16 protein-coding genes, 1 tRNA gene and 1 pseudogene are annotated in these 17,416 nt (G+C 53.2%); 7 read left to right on the top strand and 11 right to left on the bottom strand.

Features of this window, described 5'->3' with window-relative positions; translation table 11 throughout:
• Positions 1-45 precede the first annotated feature (45 nt).
• The gene (rarD, locus tag DES29_RS06140) at positions 46-948 is read left to right on the top strand and encodes an EamA family transporter RarD (protein WP_016474646.1); all 903 of its coding nucleotides are present in this window, start codon (positions 46-48) and stop codon (positions 946-948) included.
• A gap of 99 nt (positions 949-1,047) precedes the next feature.
• Here the strand turns inward: rarD and DES29_RS06145 are convergent, their stop codons facing one another.
• From DES29_RS06145 to DES29_RS06165, 5 genes are all read right to left on the bottom strand, one after another.
• A complete protein-coding gene (locus DES29_RS06145; RefSeq protein ID WP_005429892.1) occupies positions 1,048-1,821 on the bottom strand; it encodes a 2-keto-4-pentenoate hydratase in 774 nt (257 codons plus the stop codon).
• Positions 1,822-2,023: 202 nt separating this feature from the next.
• Positions 2,024-2,812: a UDP-2,3-diacylglucosamine diphosphatase gene (locus DES29_RS06150; RefSeq protein ID WP_113854606.1), complete on the bottom strand. Its 789-nt coding sequence runs from the start codon at positions 2,810-2,812 to the stop codon at positions 2,024-2,026.
• Positions 2,813-2,887: 75 nt separating this feature from the next.
• A complete protein-coding gene (locus DES29_RS06155; protein WP_005429894.1) occupies positions 2,888-3,379 on the bottom strand; it encodes a peptidylprolyl isomerase in 492 nt (163 codons plus the stop codon).
• Positions 3,380-3,515: 136 nt separating this feature from the next.
• Positions 3,516-4,097 carry a peptidylprolyl isomerase gene (locus DES29_RS06160; RefSeq protein ID WP_021995927.1) on the bottom strand — a complete coding sequence of 194 codons (582 nt, stop codon included), beginning with the start codon at positions 4,095-4,097 and terminating at the stop codon, positions 3,516-3,518.
• A gap of 88 nt (positions 4,098-4,185) precedes the next feature.
• Positions 4,186-4,773 (bottom strand): tetratricopeptide repeat protein, encoded by a 588-nt coding sequence (locus tag DES29_RS06165; protein ID WP_016474643.1) that lies wholly within the window; start codon positions 4,771-4,773, stop codon positions 4,186-4,188.
• Positions 4,774-5,059: 286 nt separating this feature from the next.
• On the opposite strand from DES29_RS06165, the gene cysS reads away from it, so the two are divergent.
• The 3 genes from cysS to DES29_RS06180 all read left to right on the top strand — a co-directional run bounded on the left by cysS (position 5,060) and on the right by DES29_RS06180 (position 7,715).
• Positions 5,060-6,466, top strand: coding sequence for a cysteine--tRNA ligase (cysS, locus tag DES29_RS06170; RefSeq protein ID WP_021995928.1), 1,407 nt, complete (start codon positions 5,060-5,062; stop codon positions 6,464-6,466).
• A 51-nt stretch (positions 6,467-6,517) separates the two neighbouring features.
• Positions 6,518-7,555, top strand: coding sequence for an acetyl-CoA carboxylase carboxyltransferase subunit alpha (locus tag DES29_RS06175; RefSeq protein WP_113854607.1), 1,038 nt, complete (start codon positions 6,518-6,520; stop codon positions 7,553-7,555).
• Between the two features lie 71 nt (positions 7,556-7,626).
• Positions 7,627-7,715 (top strand) — tRNA-Ser (locus DES29_RS06180).
• A gap of 533 nt (positions 7,716-8,248) precedes the next feature.
• Here the strand turns inward: DES29_RS06180 and DES29_RS12735 are convergent.
• The 6 genes and pseudogenes from DES29_RS12735 to DES29_RS06210 form a co-directional block, all read right to left on the bottom strand.
• A pseudogene (locus DES29_RS12735) lies at positions 8,249-8,424 on the bottom strand (IS1634 family transposase); the annotation flags it as partial.
• Positions 8,425-8,535: 111 nt separating this feature from the next.
• Complete coding sequence (locus DES29_RS06190) at positions 8,536-9,438, bottom strand: GIY-YIG nuclease family protein (RefSeq protein WP_021995930.1); 903 nt, start codon at positions 9,436-9,438, stop codon at positions 8,536-8,538.
• A gap of 25 nt (positions 9,439-9,463) precedes the next feature.
• Positions 9,464-10,738, bottom strand: a complete 1,275-nt coding sequence (locus DES29_RS06195; protein ID WP_021995931.1) for a restriction endonuclease subunit S — start codon at positions 10,736-10,738, stop codon at positions 9,464-9,466.
• The gene (locus DES29_RS06200) at positions 10,728-12,155 is read right to left on the bottom strand and encodes a class I SAM-dependent DNA methyltransferase (protein ID WP_113854610.1); all 1,428 of its coding nucleotides are present in this window, start codon (positions 12,153-12,155) and stop codon (positions 10,728-10,730) included. Before DES29_RS06200 ends, DES29_RS06195 begins: the two co-directional genes overlap by 11 nt.
• Positions 12,056-14,857, bottom strand: coding sequence for a type I restriction endonuclease subunit R (locus DES29_RS06205; protein ID WP_113854611.1), 2,802 nt, complete (start codon positions 14,855-14,857; stop codon positions 12,056-12,058). Before DES29_RS06205 ends, DES29_RS06200 begins: the two co-directional genes overlap by 100 nt.
• The gene (locus DES29_RS06210) at positions 14,814-15,377 is read right to left on the bottom strand and encodes a recombinase family protein (protein ID WP_021995934.1); all 564 of its coding nucleotides are present in this window, start codon (positions 15,375-15,377) and stop codon (positions 14,814-14,816) included. The genes DES29_RS06205 and DES29_RS06210 overlap by 44 nt, the downstream gene beginning before the upstream one ends.
• A 243-nt stretch (positions 15,378-15,620) precedes the next feature.
• Between DES29_RS06210 and DES29_RS06215 the strand changes: the two genes are divergently transcribed.
• From DES29_RS06215 to DES29_RS06225, 3 genes are all read left to right on the top strand, one after another.
• The gene (locus DES29_RS06215; protein WP_021995935.1) at positions 15,621-16,040 is read left to right on the top strand and encodes a hypothetical protein; all 420 of its coding nucleotides are present in this window, start codon (positions 15,621-15,623) and stop codon (positions 16,038-16,040) included.
• A gap of 243 nt (positions 16,041-16,283) precedes the next feature.
• Entirely contained in the window at positions 16,284-16,673 is a 390-nt protein-coding gene (locus tag DES29_RS06220; protein WP_277343154.1) for a helix-turn-helix domain-containing protein, read from the top strand.
• Positions 16,666-17,292 (top strand): Fic/DOC family protein, encoded by a 627-nt coding sequence (locus tag DES29_RS06225; RefSeq protein ID WP_016474638.1) that lies wholly within the window; start codon positions 16,666-16,668, stop codon positions 17,290-17,292. Before DES29_RS06220 ends, DES29_RS06225 begins: the two co-directional genes overlap by 8 nt.
• The last annotated feature ends 124 nt before the right edge of the window (positions 17,293-17,416 follow it).

Below are 17,416 nucleotides of genomic sequence, written 5' to 3' on the forward strand. Positions count from 1 at the left end.
CCTCTGCGCCCTCGGCCGCATTCTGTATTTCAAGCGCACAAACCTATGCCTTTCGGTATCTTAGCCACCTTCGCCGCGTATTTTCTCTGGGGTCTTTTCCCGTTGTACTTCCATGCCTTACAGGGCATCGGAGCCTTGGAAATTCTTGCCCACCGCATCATCTGGTCGCTTGTATTCATCACGATCGTGGTCGTCGCTATGCGCCGTACGGCGTGGCTCAAAGGCGCACTCATGACGCCGAAGGTGCTCGGTGTCTTCTGTCTCTCCGCGCTCATCATCGGCGCCAATTGGGGCATTTACGTTTATGCCATTGTTTCCGGCCGCACCATTGAGGCCTCGCTCGGCTACTTCATCAACCCGCTGGTGTCGATTGCTTTAGGGAGCTTATTTCTGCGCGAGCGGCTGCGCCGGCCTCAGCAGGCAGCCGTTGTGCTCGCGGGCGTTGGGGTGCTTTGGATAACCTGGACCACAGGTGTTGCCCCCTGGCTCGGGCTGATGCTTGCCGTGACATTCGGGCTTTACGGGCTTATCCGCAAGATCGCTCCGCTCGGCAGTCTTGAGGGCATGGTGCTTGAAAGTCTGCTCCTCACTCCGGCGGCTGCGGCTTGGTTATGGTTTCTGTGGTCTGATCATGAGCTCGCCTTCATTTCGGCCGATCTGACGACGCAGATTCTGCTTGTCGCTGCCGGTCCAGTTACCGCTGTGCCGCTCCTCTTTTTTGCTTCCGGCGTGCGCCGGATCCCTTATTCCACGTCGGCTGTTATTCAGTATGTCAGTCCGACGATGGTTTTTCTGATCGGTGTTTTTGCGTTCGGCGAGCCTTTTTCAAAGGGCATGCTCGTGGGTTTCCTGATCATTTGGGCTGCCGTGGCGCTTTTCTTGGGAGAAATGCTTCTCTTCGCGCGCCGGTGCCGCAACGAAGCTCGTGAAGCCGCCGACCGGGTCTGACGCGTGAAGCTTGGGCGCAGGATATTCCCTGCAGCGCAAATGAAAGAGCCTCCGGAAACATTCAAGTTTGCGGAGGCTCTTTTCGAATTCAGGCGCGAATTATTTGACGGTCAGCTTCACGTCTTCCGTAATCGTGCCGGTGTAGCGGGCGACATATTCGCCGCGTTCAAGGTGCGGCGGAACAAAGAAGGTGCCGCTCGAAACGACCTGACCGGCTTTGAGCTGACGGCCGCGTTTTTCGAGTGCGGCGACGAGCCACTTGAGCGCGTGGATCGGATTGTCGAGCACTTCCGTCGAATTGCCTGCCTTGATAAGTTTGCCGTCCTTGAAGAGTTCGCAGCGGATGGCATTGAGGCCGGCAACGGTGAGCGTCTTGCCGTCAACGGGCGTGCCGTGAATGATGCAGCCGCCGACGGCGCAGTCGGCAACCACCAAGTATTTGTTGAGCGTCGGGAACCAAGCTTCAAAGCGAGCGTCCGGAACTTCAATGCCGCCGGCGACGGTGATGTTTTCAAGAAGCTCTTCGTCGCTCATGCTGCTCGTCAGATCCACCTTGGGGATCATTGAGAGTTCAACCTCAATGAGCGGTTCGTTCATGTGGTCAAGTTCGAGCGTGCAGGGCGCTGCAAAGATATGCGACTTGGTTTGTTCGCCAAAGAGCGGTTCGGTGGTGCCGAACATATCCTGCGTCGTTTTGCTCGTGAGCGAGATCTTGTAGCCGCCAGTCGGTTCGCCCTTTAATTCGGCAAATTTGCGCTGAACGGCGTAAGCGCTTTCATAGTCATTCAAAACACCCGAGCAGGCCTTCATGTCAAGCGGCTTGTTGGTGCAAAAGGCGTTGTAGAGCGCCTGTGTAAGAGATGCTGCGTCCATCTGTCAAAATCTCCAAAACGGATTTACTGCAGAGAATAGGTTCTATTTTTCAACGGATTGATGCTTTATTCCACAGGCATTTGTCTTAGAGAAGAACTTTAAAAGCAAGGGGCGGCGGTTCACTGTTGACGCAAAATAAAAGACCGCCGACTCAAAAGGTCAACGGTCCTGCAGATCATTCGAAATGAATCGGCTGACTTTTTTAGAACATCTGAATTTGGGGTCTGGCGCCCTCGAGGAAGGTGATGGCGCCGCTCTTGGCGGTGCCGTCCGGGCCGTCGAGCTCCCAGTCGGGAATCCCCCAGCGTTCATAGCCGTTCTGCATGTGCGCGGCAGGCTTATGGGTGTGGCCGTGAATGACCAGATCAACGCCTGCGGCTTTGACGGCTTCGGCAACGGCAGATTCGACAACATCCATGTCAGCCATGCTCTTTTCGCCCTTTTCAGAATCGGACTGCGCGCGGGCCTGTTTGGCAATGGCCAGTCGTTCCTCAACAGACTTCATGAGCATCATGGCCTGCCAGCGAGGATCGTGAGTGAGGGCGCGGAACTTTTGATAGGCCACATCGCGCAGGCACCACTGGTCGCCGTGCGCAAGCAGAGTTTTGCGGCCGCAAATGTCAGCGACGATAGGGTCGCGGATCAATTCGGCGCCCGCGGCGCGGGCAAATGCAGCGCCCAGCATGACGTCACGGTTGCCGGGCATCACAATGACGCGTCGGCCGGTAGCGGCGTGGAGCTTAAGCAGCGCGATCACAGGCTGTGCTTCAGGATGTGCGTCGTCGCCGATCCAGTAGTCAAAAAGATCGCCCAGAATGACGAGCTCCGGGTAGCGCGGCGCAATGGTCTTCATGAAGCGTACGAAGGCCATGATGGTTTTGGGCTTCGTAGGGGCAAGATGAAGGTCGGAAATGATGATCGGGCTCGTTAGCGGAGCGATCTCGGTAAGTCCGGCTAGTGCGGGCGGAGGAAGCTGATTCTGGGTGTCCATGACGGTTCTCGTGCGTATGCGGGAGGCAAGAGTCGGTCGGAGCGACATGTCGTCCGACCGTGCATTCGCCGCTCTTTAGATGATCTCGGCCTTTTCGATCACAACATCTTCAACAGGAACGTCGCCGTAGAAGGAGACCATGCCCGTACGGACCTTGGCGATCTGGTCGACCACATCCTGACCGGCCACAACCTTGCCGAAGACGGCATAGCCCCAGCCCTGCGGAGTGGGAGCGGTGTGGTTGAGAAAGTCATTGTTGGCCACGTTGATGAAGAACTGAGCCGTTGCAGAGTGCGGATCCTGCGTACGAGCCATGGCGATCGTGTACTTGTTGTTTTTCAGACCGTTGGCCGCTTCGTTTTCGATCGGAGCATTGGTGGGCTTTTGCTTCATGCCTTTTTCAAAGCCGCCGCCCTGAATCATGAAGCCGCGGATAACGCGGTGGAAGATCGTGCCGTTGTAAAAGCCCGACTTCACATAGTTTTCAAAGTTGGCGCAGGTAATGGGAGCGTGTTCCGGGTCGAGTTCAATATCAATGACGCCGAGATTTGTGGTGAAGCGGATCATGAGATTTGTTGTTCCAATTAATGATTCATATGCAGTCGGGCAAATGCTCCGAGTCGGGATGCATCAGCAGGACTGCTTTAAGGTAAATCCAACATTTTCGCACAGCCCATAGATGCTGAGCGAAGCGCGGCAGGAATTAAGGCAGCACTTTGACGTCAACGATCTTAACGACGTCAACGGGTACATCGTTCATGCCGCGGCGAGTGGTTGTGCGCACAGCGGCAATCTTGTCAACAACGTCGGCGCCTTTGACGACCGTGCCGAAAACACAGTAGCCGTTGCCGTCGCTTGCCTGATCAGCGTTGAGGAAGTCATTGTCAGCAACGTTGATGTAGAACTGAGACGTAGCCGAGTGCGGATAGCTCGTGCGGGCCATGGCGATCGTATAGCGTTCGTTTTTCATGCCGCCGCGGGCTTCGAGCGGGATGGGATCGTGGGTGGGCTTCTCACGAAGCTGCTCGGTAAAGCCGCCCCCCTGAATCATGAATCCCGGAATCACTCGGTGAAAGATGGTGTCTTTGTAAAAGCCTTCGCGCACATAAGTGAGGAAGTTTTTGACCGTGATGGGGGCGCGGTCGGGCGCGAGGCGCACAACGATATTGCCCAAAGTGGTGTCGATTTCAACAAGCTCTTCTTTACCCGCGGCAGCGGCAGGGAGCGACGTCAGGGCGGCAGCAAAAGAAGCAAGCGGCAGCAGGATGCGGAAACGATTCTTCATGTTGATTGGGAAATGTCAAAAGGGAAAACGGCGGATCCTGATCGGAATCCTCGAAGCGGGGTGAATGACGAATGCATTCAATAGATCGTCAGTGTGCGGTGAGACGGCGCAGCGTCTTCAGGCGCTGCTGCAGTTCGGTGTTGGAGGAGAGGCTCGGTGCAGCGGCTTCGTAGCTCTCGAGCGCGAGCGCGAGGTACACGTCGCCGCGGTTTTTCTGAGCCGTTGCAAAGTTGGGATTGAGGAGCAGGGCGCGGTCAAGGAGCTTCACGGCCTCTTCAAGACTGCCCATGCCGGCTTCAATCACCGCCAGGTTGTTGTATGGCTCCGGAATTTCGGGATATTCGGCAATGAGCGAACGAAGGGCTTTGGCGGCTTCCTCCGTGCGGCCGAGCCGTTCGAGCGCGACGGTTCGGCTGAAGCGAAGCTGGGCGCTGCGGGGATTTTTTTCCAGGCCAAGGTCGGCAAGTTCAAGCGCTTGTGCAGGGTGTCCGGCCTTGAGAAGCTGATCAACGCGGGGAGAGAATTCCGCAGCGTGCAGCGTTGCGGCGAGTTCCTGCATTTCAGAGGCGGCCATCGCGGAGCCGGAAGCGGAGGTGAGACCTGCCGCAAGGGCGGAGCAGAGAAGCGCGGAGAAAATGTAACCGCGCAGCGGGCGGCGGAGACGGAAAATGGGCATCGCAGACAGCTTGAATAAAAATGTTTGCGCGGCAAATCAGGGAGCTTGGGAGCTCCTCAATGCAGCGTCTTCGATCGTTCGGCTGATACGCACTTGCGGGGCGCATCAGCCTGAAGCGGTCTTTTCCAGAGGTTAGAGAGCCCAAGGCAGCCGCTATACTCTCGAAGATTAGTCAACTGTTGATTTTAGCGGCTCTCAGCACATCCACATCTCTCTTGGTCTTTTAGGACTTGTATCGAGATATGGGACGGCGCTGAGAGTCCCGTGATTTTTTCGTTCGAGCACCATGCTTTCGATTTATTCGACCCTCACGCGCGAGCAGCGCCCTTTCGAGTCTCTTGAACCCGGCCGCGTACGTATGTATGTCTGCGGCGTGACGGTCTATGACTACTGCCATATCGGCCACGGCCGAACCTTCGTTGCTTTTGACGTTGTGCGCCGCTGGCTTGAGGCGTCGGGCTACAAAGTCACTTTTGTGCGCAACATCACCGACGTTGACGATAAGATCATTCGCCGCGCTGCGGAACGCGGCGTCACAACTGATGAGCTTACCGATGAATTTGCCCGTGCCATGCAGGAAGACATGCTGGCACTGGGCTGCCTTGCGCCGACATTCGAGCCGCGTGCGACTCAGTACATCCCGCAGATGCTTAATCTGATCGGCAAGCTCGAGGAAAAGGGCTTCGCCTACCACGCTGCTGACGGTGATGTTGACTATGCCGTCCGCAAGTTCCCCAATTACGGAAGACTTTCCGGGAAGTCCATTGACGATCTGCAGTCCGGCGCTCGGGTGCAGGAGCGTGAAGGCAAGCATGATCCGCTCGACTTTGTGCTCTGGAAGAGTGCAAAGCCCGGTGAACCGCAGTGGGATTCCAAATGGGGGTGCGGGCGCCCGGGATGGCATATCGAATGCTCAGCCATGGCGATGGATCTCCTTGGCGAAACCATTGATATCCACGGCGGCGGCCCGGATCTGGTGTTCCCGCATCACGAGAATGAAATTGCCCAAAGCGAAGCGGCGACGGGCCATCAGTTCGCGCGCACTTGGATGCATTCGGGGCCGCTGCGCGTGCGTTCGGCCGACGGCAAAGAAGAAAAGATGAGCAAGTCGCTCGGCAACTTCTGGACGATCCGGGATGCGCTCAAGGAAACCAATGCCGCCTACGGTGAAGGATGCGGCGCTGAAGTGCTTCGTTTCTTCCTGCTTCGCAGTCAGTACCGCAGCCCCATTACGTTCTCGTCCGTTCTCATTGAAGAGGCGCATAAGGCGCTCGTTCGCCTTTATACGGCGCTCAAGGGGCGCGCTGCTGACCGAGCTGCGCTCGATTGGAATGAACCCTTCGCTGCGCGCTTCAAGGCCGCAATGGACGACGATTTCAATACGGCCTTGGCCGTATCCGTGCTCTTTGAGCTCGCGACTGAAATCAACCGCACGGGGTCGCCTGAACTGGTTCGGCAGCTCCTCGGCCTCGGTCGCATTCTCAATATTCTCGGCATGGACCCGGAGAAATTCCTTCAGGGCGGCGCTGAAGCCTCTGACGACGCGTCCCGCATTGAGGGTCTCATTGAAGAGCGTGCTCTGGCAAAGAAGGCGAAGAATTTTGCGCGTGCGGATGAAATCCGCAAGTCGCTCCTCGCAGAGGGAATCGAGCTCCAGGACGGGGCAGCAGGAACGACCTGGCGCCGCATTTGAAGCCTGCGCCGCTGAGATACAAACCCAACAAAGATGACGGAGAAGAGTGGGATGGCCAAGAAGGTTTTTCTCGAATTTGAGCATGATATTGAAGCGCTTGAAAAGAAGATCGACGACCTTCGTGAGCTTGACGAAAGCGAAGCGGGGCATGCGGTTTCCGTAGCAAGTGAAATCGCTTCGCTCCAAGCTAAGGAAGACGAGCTTGTCAAGAAGATCTACGCTGAGCTGACCCCCTGGCAGTGCTCGCTTGTGGCTCGCCATCCTCAGCGCCCTTACACGCTCGACTATATCGATGCGATCTTTACGGACTTCCATGAACTCCACGGAGACCGTGCTTTTGCCGATGATGAAGCGATCGTGGGCGGTCTGGCACGTCTGGCCGACATCAACGTTGTGGTGATCGGCAACCAAAAGGGCCGCACGCTCAAAGAGCGCAGCCGCCGCAATTTCGGCATGGCTAAGCCCGAGGGCTACCGCAAGGCTCTGCGTCTCATGAAGCTTGCCGAGAAGTTCGATCTGCCGGTCGTAACCTTCGTTGATACTCCGGGTGCTTACCCAGGCATCGACGCCGAGCAGCGCGGACAGTCTGAAGCCATTGGCCGCAATCTCTTTGAAATGGCTGGACTGAAGGTTCCGGTGCTGACCTGCATCATCGGTGAAGGCGGCTCCGGCGGTGCGCTGGCACTGGCTGTCGCGGACATGGTGATGATGCTGCAGTACGCCACCTATTCGGTGATTTCTCCGGAAGGCTGCGCGTCCATTCTCTGGAAGGATGCTGCACAGGCGCCGCGCGCGGCTGAAGCGCTCGCGCTGACAGCAGATCGCTTAAGCCAATTCGGACTGGTTGACCGTGTCATTTCCGAGCCGCTGGGCGGCGCTCATCGCGATCCGAAATTGATGGCTACGAGTCTGCGTCAGGTTTTAATCGACGAACTGCGGGCGCTCCTGAAACTTCCGCTCAATACGTTGATGGAGCGTCGTTCAGAACGTCTGCGCCGCATGGGAGATTTCGAGGTGGTTGGGGAGCCCGCAACGGCAGCCAAGTCTGATGAAGTTGAGGATGCTCATGAGGTCAATGCCGCGAAGTAGTCAATAAGATTTGCGGTTCTGGCAGAGGATATGTAGAATTCAACGCTCGATTCACCGCGAAGTTGAATTCAGGAAGGATGGCAGAGCGGTTTAATGCACCGGTCTTGAAAACCGGCGGAGCTAATAACTCCCGAGAGTTCGAATCTCTCTCCTTCCGCCACGCACGATAAGAAACGTTGCCGCGCAAATAAAGCGAATGCATACGATTAGCCTGAAGCTCCTACTGCCTCAGGCTTTTTTATTGCATCATGCGTCCTGCGATTAGTCTTTATTTAGCTTTGAAGACGAACGAAACCGCACAACCAACCCAGAAAAACGGCGCTACGGAACCGTTACGGAACCACTTAGTTGTAAACGATGTGGTTCCGGAACCATTTACGGAACCACTTTCTGAGTGTTTAGTGAAATGCAGGAAAAAATAACAGTTTCAAATTTTGCTAGCTTGCCGCCCGGATGCCACAAGGACAGTCAAGCTGTGGGGCTGTACATTCGTGTTCGCGAAGCGCTAGCTGTCAGAAGGTGTTAGCGGACAGCATAAGATACCCCCGTGCGGACATTTCCTGATCCCTCTTCAACGCAAGATGTCAAGCGAACGATAAATTGACCTATCTAAACGAACGACAAATTGACCTACCTGTTGATGTTCGTTTTTTACGTTTTTTCGGCTCACAGCGAGGAGTTCGACGGGGGTATGGCCGTGACATCAGGAGTTGAGCCTTCAAAGGCATGGCGAAGACAATGTTCCCAGAGTCTTGGTCACAAGCAAAGGTGAAATTGAATACCAGCAATTCCGGATCGCGTTTGGCATGACCGTAGGCGACATCCGCGATAGCGGCGGAATATGACGAAATCACTGTGTTGTCTAAGGCATTCAGATTGAGTGTGTGTTGCCGCATCAATAAAGGTAGCCTTTGAATGTATGAGGGTACAGATGTCTCCTTCTGCGAGATTTTTTCGCAGTGCGTCCAATAGCAGGAAGCTTATTCGTCCTTTTCTTCCAACTCGCCAAGCAGCGTACCGTCTGCATCCTTCCATGCAGTGCGTCCATTGACAGAGCAGTTCAACACATAGCTGCCTGCCGTCGAAGGACTCGCAAACAGCACATCTTCTGTCAATTCCGCCGTTGCTCCATCGACTTGCTTCAACAGCCCGGACCCCAAATCCTTCTTTTTGCGCTTGATTAGCGACTGACTTATTCCTTTCCGTTTCGGCAAGTAGATTTGGCTTCCCTTGAGCACGACAACACCATCCGTAGTCCACAAGCCATCCGCATGAATGTGTCCGTAGACATTCACCTTCCTGTCAAGTGACAGCGGCACGGATCGAGGCTTCTCAACCACAACGGTGCGTTTCTCGGGTACCATCGGGATAAATAACTTGTGTCCAAGAGCACTCATGAGAATTTTGGCATTCTCGATATAGAGATTAAGCTCCGCTTCCTTGGCTTCTGTCACAGTGCCCGCACTCGGTGCATTTCCGTTCGTCAATCGGTACCGACCGGCATCTTTAGCCAACTCATAGAAACGGTTTTCCAAATAACAAAGCTCTGTCGGCCCAAAGACATTCGTCGAGGTCGTGAAGAAAATCACTTCATTGACGAAACTCTTCGAGCCGCTCTTGGTGTGTTCAGAGAACCTAGCAAGAAGGGATTCGCCGTTCTTTCTTTCTCTGACCTGACCAACGTACGCGATCGGTGTTCCAGTCAATTCGTCCTCGCCAAAAAGGAAATAGACGCCACAGTGCTTCAACTCCGATCGCTCTTTGCATTCCGAAAGCAACAGCTTTGGAATTTTGTAAGCAACCCCCGTCCAATTGTCGAGCTGTGCTTGAATACGACCAGCGCCATCACCATCGATCAAAAGAAGCTGAACCGTTCTCTTCATTCTCCGCCCCATTCTTCGAACGCACTTAGTTTGCTAACCTATCGACTTGCGCCATCAGTTCTTCGACTTTGGCAACGATGCGGCGTTGCTCAGTCAGAGGCGGCAACGGTACAGGAATACTAAGCAACTTCTTTTGCGTTAACTTCGGCTGGGCAGAACCTGTTACATACGGATTCAGTGACATTGAATTGATGACTAGCCTCAAATAGCTGAGTTCTGCGACTTCATTACTCTCAAAAATATGGGCATGGTTATTTAGCCAGAACTTTCCAGAAACCATAAAAGCATTGTCCTTTGCTTTTGACAGAAGGTTTGCACCATCTTCGCCGATCAAAAGATATGTTCCGTCAAAAATGTAATTCTCAACATAGTCAATGATCCCTGTTGCGCCGTAGTAAGGGAAATTTCTTGCTTGCTTTTTTCTGTCTGATTTTTTGACAGGCACCCTCTTTCCATCAAGACTTGAACAGGTACTCTTGAATTGAACCCACTTCCATTTCTCGGGAATCGCGAACGGTACATCCTCTGGTGCGTCACCGATCTGTTCTACTGCCGGTTCTCCATCTAGCTGCGGGACGAGCTTCCCCATCACCGCTTCCTGAAGGATCTTTTTTCTCAGTACAGCGGTGAGTGTTTGCAACTCCCGATAGGCTTTCTCAGCACGGTTAATCTCAGTGAAGGATTTTTCGATCTTCGTAACGATACGGATTTGTTCAGGAAGAGGGGGTAACGAAATCCAGGTTTCCCCCATTCCTTTTCCTGAGATTTCCTTAAATGTTGTTCCGCTAGCGCGCGATTGAATATCGCTCGTCCGCGCAATCAACATGTAATAAGCCCATTCCGTCGAAATGCATTTCGACTCAGGAACAAAAGACTTGCATCCCTGGTTCGTGCAAAGATCATTCCCTGCAATAGCAATGTGACCAATTGGTGCGCGAGAAGAGTACACAATGCTTCCTTTTGGCATCAGCCTAGCGGCACTTTCATCCAAGCCCTTTTGAGTAATCAACTTTGCTCCAGAGCAAATAATTTGATCATGGTTCTTGCCCAAATCGGCAGGGGTAATCCATGGAATGTCACCGTTCCAATAAGCAGAGACTCCCGTCTTTGGCGTTCCTCCACCTATGACCTTTCCGACTGCGTTAAGTCGAACCCATTTCCATTTTTTCGGAATCGCGAACGGCTCTATCTTTGGAACTTCACCGATCTGCTCAACGGCGGGTTCGTCTTCCAGTTGCGGAACGAGCTTTCCTTGAACAGCCTGTTCCAACAGCAAAGCTCTCATCCGATCAAAGTTCATGATGAAGCTCCTTCTTGAGCTTGGCGAACGCGTCCTGAATGGTCGCCACGCGCTCTTCCATACGCTTGAACACCTCATCCATTGTGAGCATCTCTTCTTCAGTCTTCGCTTCGGTCATCCACTGGATGTCAAGGTTGACCTGATCGCGCTTGAGCAAATCTGCCGCGTCGTACTTCCGCCAACGGCCGTTCGGATTCGAGTCCGCATCAAACGTCTCTTTTCGCTTTGAGAGATCCTCAGCGTGGTAACACGTCACGAAATCGTCAAGGTGCTTGCGGGTCAGAGGATTTGAAACGAGCGTGTGCTTCACATCGGTTCGGTAGTCGTAGTACCAAACGTCCTTCGTCGGTTCACCCTTCGTAAAGAAGAGCACGTTCGTCTGAACCCCCTGGGCGTAGAAAAGGCCGGTCGGCAAGCGAAGGATCGTGTGCAGATTGAAATCCGTCAGGAGCTTCTTACGGATCGGCGCACCTTCACGTTCAAACAGAACATTGTCCGGCAACACCACACCGGCACGCCCTCCGCGTTCAAGCATCGACATGATGTGCTGAACGAAATTCAATTGATTGTTCTTCGTTTCGATGATGAAGTCCGGACGATTGATCTCAACAGAACCGGACGGACGCGCACCAAAAGGCGGATTTGCAAGGACCACCCGTGAAAGTTCCGACGGTTCCCGCAATAGTGAGTCTTCGCACTTGATTGGGCTGCTGTTCATGCCAACGCCGTGGAGGTACATGTTCATCGAGCCCATCGTGACGACGAGCGGGGTGATGTCACTGCCATGCAGAGCATTGTTTCTCAGGAACGTCTGCAGTTTTTCGTCCATGGACTGGTCTTTCATGTGCGAGAAGGCCGAAAGTAAAAAACCGCCGGTCCCGCAAGCCGGGTCGGTCACTGTCTCACCGATGCGTGGTTGGACGACATCCACAATGGCATCGACGAGCGGACGCGGTGTGAAGTACTGTCCCGCCCCGCTCTTCTTATCCTGACCGTTTTTCTGAAGGATGCTTTCATAGAGTGCCCCCTTCAAATCTCCGTCCATCAAGAGCCACTGCTGCTGATCGATAAAGGAGACAAGCTTCTCAAGATATACAGCGCTTTCGATTCGGTTGGCTGCTTTCGTGAAGATCGTACCGACGAGGCCGGAACGACGGCTCAGCACATCGAGCGTACGTTCGTATTGGTAGAGCAGGTCTTCACCGGTTTCCTTGAGTAAGTTTTCCCAACGGTAGCCTTCCGGAACGGCAGATTTTTCCATAAAGAAGTCAACACGTTCGCGATCCATCTTGAGAAAGAGCATGTAGGTCAACTGTGTCAGGTAGTCGGTGAACCCGACTCCAGCACCGGCCATGATGTCGGCCAATTGCCAGACCTTTTTGATGAGGGATGCTTCGGTGACTTTGGTTTCAGCCATTTCTTATGCTGCCTTGAGGATGAATTCGTTAAGAGAGAAGAGTTCTTTATTCGCTGCGTCCGGCGAACGGCAGAAGCGAAGGAGACCGGCATGATTTGGATCAGACCTTTAAGTTCGCAGCTGCCGTTCTGTGCAATGTAGAAGGCGATTTTACGGAATAGTTCTTTCTGCTCAGTTGTGATTGAACGCTGAACCTGACCGCACCAAAGTTCAAAGCGTTGGGCGGTAAGCGACGTGAGCGTGTAGAGCGAATCGATCATGTTGAAGGCGTACCGCACCAACTGAATCAGGTCGGTTACAGCCTGTTGGTCACTTCGCAAGGGCGTCACTTTGTCTGGGCAGATGAGGGCATAGTCGTTCCAGAGCCGTCCGACATGGAACCCAGGCAACGACATCGAAAGGTATTTCGCCAAATCATCGATGGCGGCCCGTGTGATCTTCCCGGACTCCTCGTTGTAAATCAGTCGCAGGGCCTCGATATCGTCGCGGTGTGCACGCACGTATTCTTCGAACGCCATCGTTGAAGCCTTTGCGTTTTCCATCGAGAACCCAGCGGAGACAACTGAGTCGGTCTTGCCCAGAATTTCCTTGACGTAACCCTTGGCAATTTCGACCAACTTCTTTCTGGCCGGGATATTCGTGAGCAAGTCATGAACAACTGCCATGCGTTCGCGGTTCTCATGTGATGCCGAGACAAATGGCGGCAAATTGCCTTTGTCCAACGCATCCATAATGGTCTTCGCCCAAGTCAGCGGCGAAATTGGCGAGAATTCTGCGTACTCCTGCAAGTCTTCAGGATCCGCTCGGTTGCCAATACAGCTGAGTTTTGAAGCCAACAAATGGAAGTAATCGTCCGGCAGATGACCTAATGCCATCTGTTCAAAGAGCGCTTCAAGCGTCGGATTGATCGGATGCGGTCCGTCGTTACCGTCCAAGCTGGGGACGTACTTCTCGCTCTCCGTCACACCGACCGCGTCAACGATATAAAAAAGTTCCTTGCTCTTGGCGTTTGGCGTGACAGCCTGCAGTTGCGACGGCGTAATGGTGCGGCAGCCGCGTCCCTTCATCTGCGCGTAAAGCGTTTCAGAGTGCACGTCGTTAAAGAAAATCAGCACTTCGAGCGGACGCACGTCAGTCCCGGTCGCCACCAGCGTCACTGTCACGGCAATGCGAAAGTTCACGTCGTAGCGAAATTGCTTGATGCGCTCGTTGGAGTTCCCAATCGAATAGGTGATCTTTTGAACAAAGTGATCGTCCGTCCGATTGAAGACTTCTTTTGCTACCTCCACAATCAACTGGGCGTGTGCGTCCGACAGGGCAAAAATCAGCGTTTTCGGCAGATAGTCGAAATTCGGTTCACGTTCCGGATAAAACTGCGTGTAGACCGCATCTTTATATTCTTGAAGCACTTTTCGGATCTGGTCGCGAACGACAACGCGTCGGTTGAGGTCCGCCTTTGAGAACGCACGCTCTTCGATCGCAACTTGCTGATGCCTCTTGGCATCAAGGCGATTTGTCACTTCGAGCTTGTCCCCCGTTTCAATCGTTCCTCCCTCTTCGGTGAGTTCGGTTTTGATTCGGTATATACGAAAGGATACGTTCACGTCATCGAGAACGGACTGCTCGTAGGTATAGTTCGCCACGCGGTTATTGTCGAAGAACGCCAGCGTTTCCGGGATTGGCGTGGCGGTCATCCCGACGAGTCTCGCTCTATTGAAGTAGGTCAGCACTTTCTGCCAGTCGCTGTATATCGAACGGTGGCACTCGTCAATGATGATGAGATCGAAGAAATCGGGGGGCAACGTAGGGTTGGCCGGCAATTCCACCACATCCCCTTCGTGATGACCCATACCGGCATCTTCGTCTTCTTCGGAATACGAATCGGTGTTTCCAGTCAACAGCGAATAGAGCCGCTGGATCGTACTGACGACGATGCGCGTGCGAGGATCGATCGGTCTATTCGTCAGCTGCTCGACCCAGAAGATTTCGGAGAGCGGCTTACCGCTTTCCGTCAACTTGAAGGTCTTGAGTTCTGTAGCGGCAGCCGTTCCAAGATTATTGCGGTCCACCAGAAAGAGCACGTGCTTCATCGGCGTGAAGGACAGCATTCGGTATGCCATCATGCACGCTGTAAAGGTCTTTCCTGAGCCGGTCGCTAAAACCATGACTGCGCGGCGCTTGCCGTCTTTGAAGGACGCTTCCAGATTGTTAAGTGCTTCGTATTGACACTTGCGAAGTCCCTTCGGGGACAAGTACGGCAATCCGTCAAACTCTCCGAGATGAAGACGCCGAACTAAATCCCACGGACGCGGGAACTTCGTGATGATTTCGTACTTCGCGTTCGGCTTGCGGCAATCCTTGAAGGCGATCTCCTTGCCGTTTGAGAGATAAACGAACGGCAGCGGCAAAAGCCACGTCGGGTACCAAGGCTTCACTTGCTTCGTGTAATTCTCGGCTTGAGCGATCAAGTGCGGGTTGCTGAGCGAAATCTCTTCGCGTTTAGCTTCGAGTACGGCAGCTGCCTTTCCGTTAATCAACAACAGGTAATCCGCTTCAAGACCGCCGCGCATGGCGGCTTCACGGACCGCGACGGCGGTCATGCCGGGGGCGTACTCGTCACGGTTGATGACTTTCCAACCCGCATCTTCCAACTTGCGGTCAATCCATTCCCGCGCTCTTTGTTCGGGTTTCAAATCGGTCATGACCTTTTTCCTTCTTATTCTTTGGACTTCCACATTCCAAATAGCGATATGCACTCGTTCGACTGATGCCAATGATTCGGGAAACTTTGGCAAGTAACACTCCTTCTTTGAGGAGATGCTTCATATGCGATACCTTTTCGTCGGAGATTCGGCACACGCCGAGCTTAAAAGCTCCGCGCTTCTTGGCAAGTTCGATACCTTCGCGCTGCCGTTCTTTGACGATGCTGCGTTCGAACTCGTTAAACGCACTGACGAGCGTCAGCATAAGTTTCGAGATGCTGGAGACGTTCTCCCCGTCCTCAAAGCGCAAACCTTCTTTCATAAATTGGAGCGTAACACCGCGATGCGTCAATTCTTCGCCCAAGCGGAGAAAATTGGCAAGACTTCGATCGAGGCAGTCGAGCCTGCAGCAGACGGTTGTGTCGCCGTACTGAACTTCGTCGAGGCGTTTGTCGGGCTCAGGCCGGCTGGGGTTTTGATCATCCGAGCTGACGCGGAAGTAACCGAAGATATGTGTCATGGATGTTCCATCGAGGTCAGCACCCAAAGATTGGTACACAAATGCACTGTCAGAGTCGACTTTAATCAATAATGGCAGAAATTGTATGCATTCTGGGTTGTGTCCACTCGGGGCATGCTGATGGAGCAGAAAACGGTCATGGAGATTCAGGTACTTTGTTTCGCTGCTTTGTTCTCTCAGAAATTCGGCTGATTCGTTTTATGCGAGCTCTGTGAAAAGGGACGCTTCGCCGGCAATGCTTGCATGACCGGCATTATTCGGAGGGAGATTGATTTGAAACGATCACTGTTAACATGGTTTCTTGTTGCGCTCATCTCAGGCTGCTCCGCTGCGATTGAATATCACCCATTCGTAGGAGATGAGCAAGTTCTTAAAGGCTCTGGCGGTGCGTGCGATATCGCTAATGGGGTCGAGATATGGATCAAGGGTGCACCCTCCAAGCCATTCACTGTTATTGGGTACATTGACGGTCAATACACCGAGGACATTGGGGAAGAAGCGGCTTTGAAGCGACTGATCGCAAAAAAGGTAAAAGAGGTTTCCGGTTCTGGTGTAATTCGTACGTCCCGCCATTCACGTGAGGGCGATTCGTACTTTTTCGGCAATGTCCTTATCACCGATACGGATATCAAAGACGAGTACATCGTTTTCCGCTACCAGTAGCGTACGTTGGCAAGTGCTCTCAGAGGACTTGCCATCGATTACCCATCACTGTTGGAGCTCGCTTGTTATTTGACATCATCGCGGATTGCTGCGTGTACCGCAGTCATTTCAATGGGTGCGAGGCAGGCCGAGATTAAGCGAACCGCAACAAAGAACCGCTGAAGGAATATGACTCATTTGCTATAATATCGCATATTCGTTTTATTTTTTCCTGCAATGAACTTTGCTACTCACACCTCCGCCATGGTCTTTTACAGAAAAGAGCATGGCCTGTCGCAAACCGAAGTTGCCCGAGCAATGGCCACGACTCAATCGGCGGTTGCGCGTCTCGAAAAACGTCTGCTTACAGGAGCAGACGTCACCTTATCTGCTCTCCAACGGTATGCGGAAGCAATCGGATTGAGCATTGAGTTGACACTTAAGCCGGTCAAACAACGATACGGAATTTTTCCCACAGCTGAAGCTGCAATTGCGGCCGCTGTCCATACATCGGCATGCGAAGGCCGAACGGTTCCTGCTAATGAAGTCGAAGATCTGTGGAAAATGGTTCGTGGCGAAATTTCCAGACAAGATCTGATCAAGAAATATGTCGCCGAGGCTCTCGCAAAGCAGGAGGCGCGCGACCGTGTCTGATGAGTACGATTACGAATACGATTCTCTGGAGGATCCTTACGTCTATCCTGGCACCAGGATATTGCGAAACAAATTCGGGATCAAACACCAGGACCTGCTATCCGAATTAGAGAGTCAAATCACAGACTCTAAGTTTGTTAAATCGAAGCAAAGTGACGACGATATTCCTACTGGGAATTTCGATCTTAAGCACCTTCAAGCTGTCCATAAGTATCTTTTTGGCGAGCTTTACGATTGGGCTGGTGAGATTCGTCAACAAGGGTTCATCAGTAAGGGGCAATCCGTCTTCTGCTTTGCTCCTATGATCGAATCGTATGCTCGCGGGATCTTTAGCAAAATGCAGCGAGAGAATTTCACCGAAATGGATGTCAAGCAATGCGCTTGTAAATTAGCCTACTACCTGTCGGAAGTTAACGCACTGCATCCATTCCGTGAGGGCAACGGGCGATCTACACGCCTGTTCTTCCAGATCTTTGCCAACGAGCACGGATGGAACTTGTCTTTTGAAAAGATTTCTCATGTTGCGTTGGTCGAAGCGATGATCGAAAGCATGAACGGATCCTTGGTTCCGTTAAGCGAGCTACTGGAGAAATGTCTGTCGCGACGAGCAAGTACATAACTATCAGCGGCTTTGTGAGGTCACCGGGATAGAGGTTAAAGCGAACTACCACAAAGAACCGATGAAGACGCCGATGCACCACTGTTAGCGGACAGCATAAGATACCCCCGTGCGGACATTTCCT

Origin of the sequence: Sutterella wadsworthensis (assembly GCF_003315195.1) — a bacterium.
In the GTDB taxonomy this organism is placed as follows: domain Bacteria; phylum Pseudomonadota; class Gammaproteobacteria; order Burkholderiales; family Burkholderiaceae_F; genus Sutterella; species Sutterella wadsworthensis.

Excerpts from the sequence above, each read along its gene's own strand:
- DES29_RS06145 (WP_005429892.1), bottom strand. The coding sequence starts at position 1,821 with ATGGACGCAGCATCTCTTACACAGGCGCTCTACAACGCCTTTTGCACC.
- DES29_RS06200 (WP_113854610.1), bottom strand. The coding sequence starts at position 12,155 with ATGGCTGAAACCAAAGTCACCGAAGCATCCCTCATCAAAAAGGTCTGG.
- DES29_RS06190 (WP_021995930.1), bottom strand. The coding sequence starts at position 9,438 with ATGAAGAGAACGGTTCAGCTTCTTTTGATCGATGGTGATGGCGCTGGT.
- DES29_RS06155 (WP_005429894.1), bottom strand. The coding sequence starts at position 3,379 with ATGATCCGCTTCACCACAAATCTCGGCGTCATTGATATTGAACTCGAC.
- DES29_RS06195 (WP_021995931.1), bottom strand. The coding sequence starts at position 10,738 with ATGAACTTTGATCGGATGAGAGCTTTGCTGTTGGAACAGGCTGTTCAA.
- cysS (WP_021995928.1), top strand. The coding sequence starts at position 5,060 with ATGCTTTCGATTTATTCGACCCTCACGCGCGAGCAGCGCCCTTTCGAG.
- DES29_RS06220 (WP_277343154.1), top strand. The coding sequence starts at position 16,284 with ATGGTCTTTTACAGAAAAGAGCATGGCCTGTCGCAAACCGAAGTTGCC.
- rarD (WP_016474646.1), top strand. The coding sequence starts at position 46 with ATGCCTTTCGGTATCTTAGCCACCTTCGCCGCGTATTTTCTCTGGGGT.
- DES29_RS06165 (WP_016474643.1), bottom strand. The coding sequence starts at position 4,773 with ATGCCCATTTTCCGTCTCCGCCGCCCGCTGCGCGGTTACATTTTCTCC.
- DES29_RS06160 (WP_021995927.1), bottom strand. The coding sequence starts at position 4,097 with ATGAAGAATCGTTTCCGCATCCTGCTGCCGCTTGCTTCTTTTGCTGCC.
- DES29_RS06210 (WP_021995934.1), bottom strand. The coding sequence starts at position 15,377 with ATGACACATATCTTCGGTTACTTCCGCGTCAGCTCGGATGATCAAAAC.
- DES29_RS06150 (WP_113854606.1), bottom strand. The coding sequence starts at position 2,812 with ATGGACACCCAGAATCAGCTTCCTCCGCCCGCACTAGCCGGACTTACC.
- DES29_RS06205 (WP_113854611.1), bottom strand. The coding sequence starts at position 14,857 with ATGACCGATTTGAAACCCGAACAAAGAGCGCGGGAATGGATTGACCGC.
- DES29_RS06215 (WP_021995935.1), top strand. The coding sequence starts at position 15,621 with ATGACCGGCATTATTCGGAGGGAGATTGATTTGAAACGATCACTGTTA.
- DES29_RS06175 (WP_113854607.1), top strand. The coding sequence starts at position 6,518 with ATGGCCAAGAAGGTTTTTCTCGAATTTGAGCATGATATTGAAGCGCTT.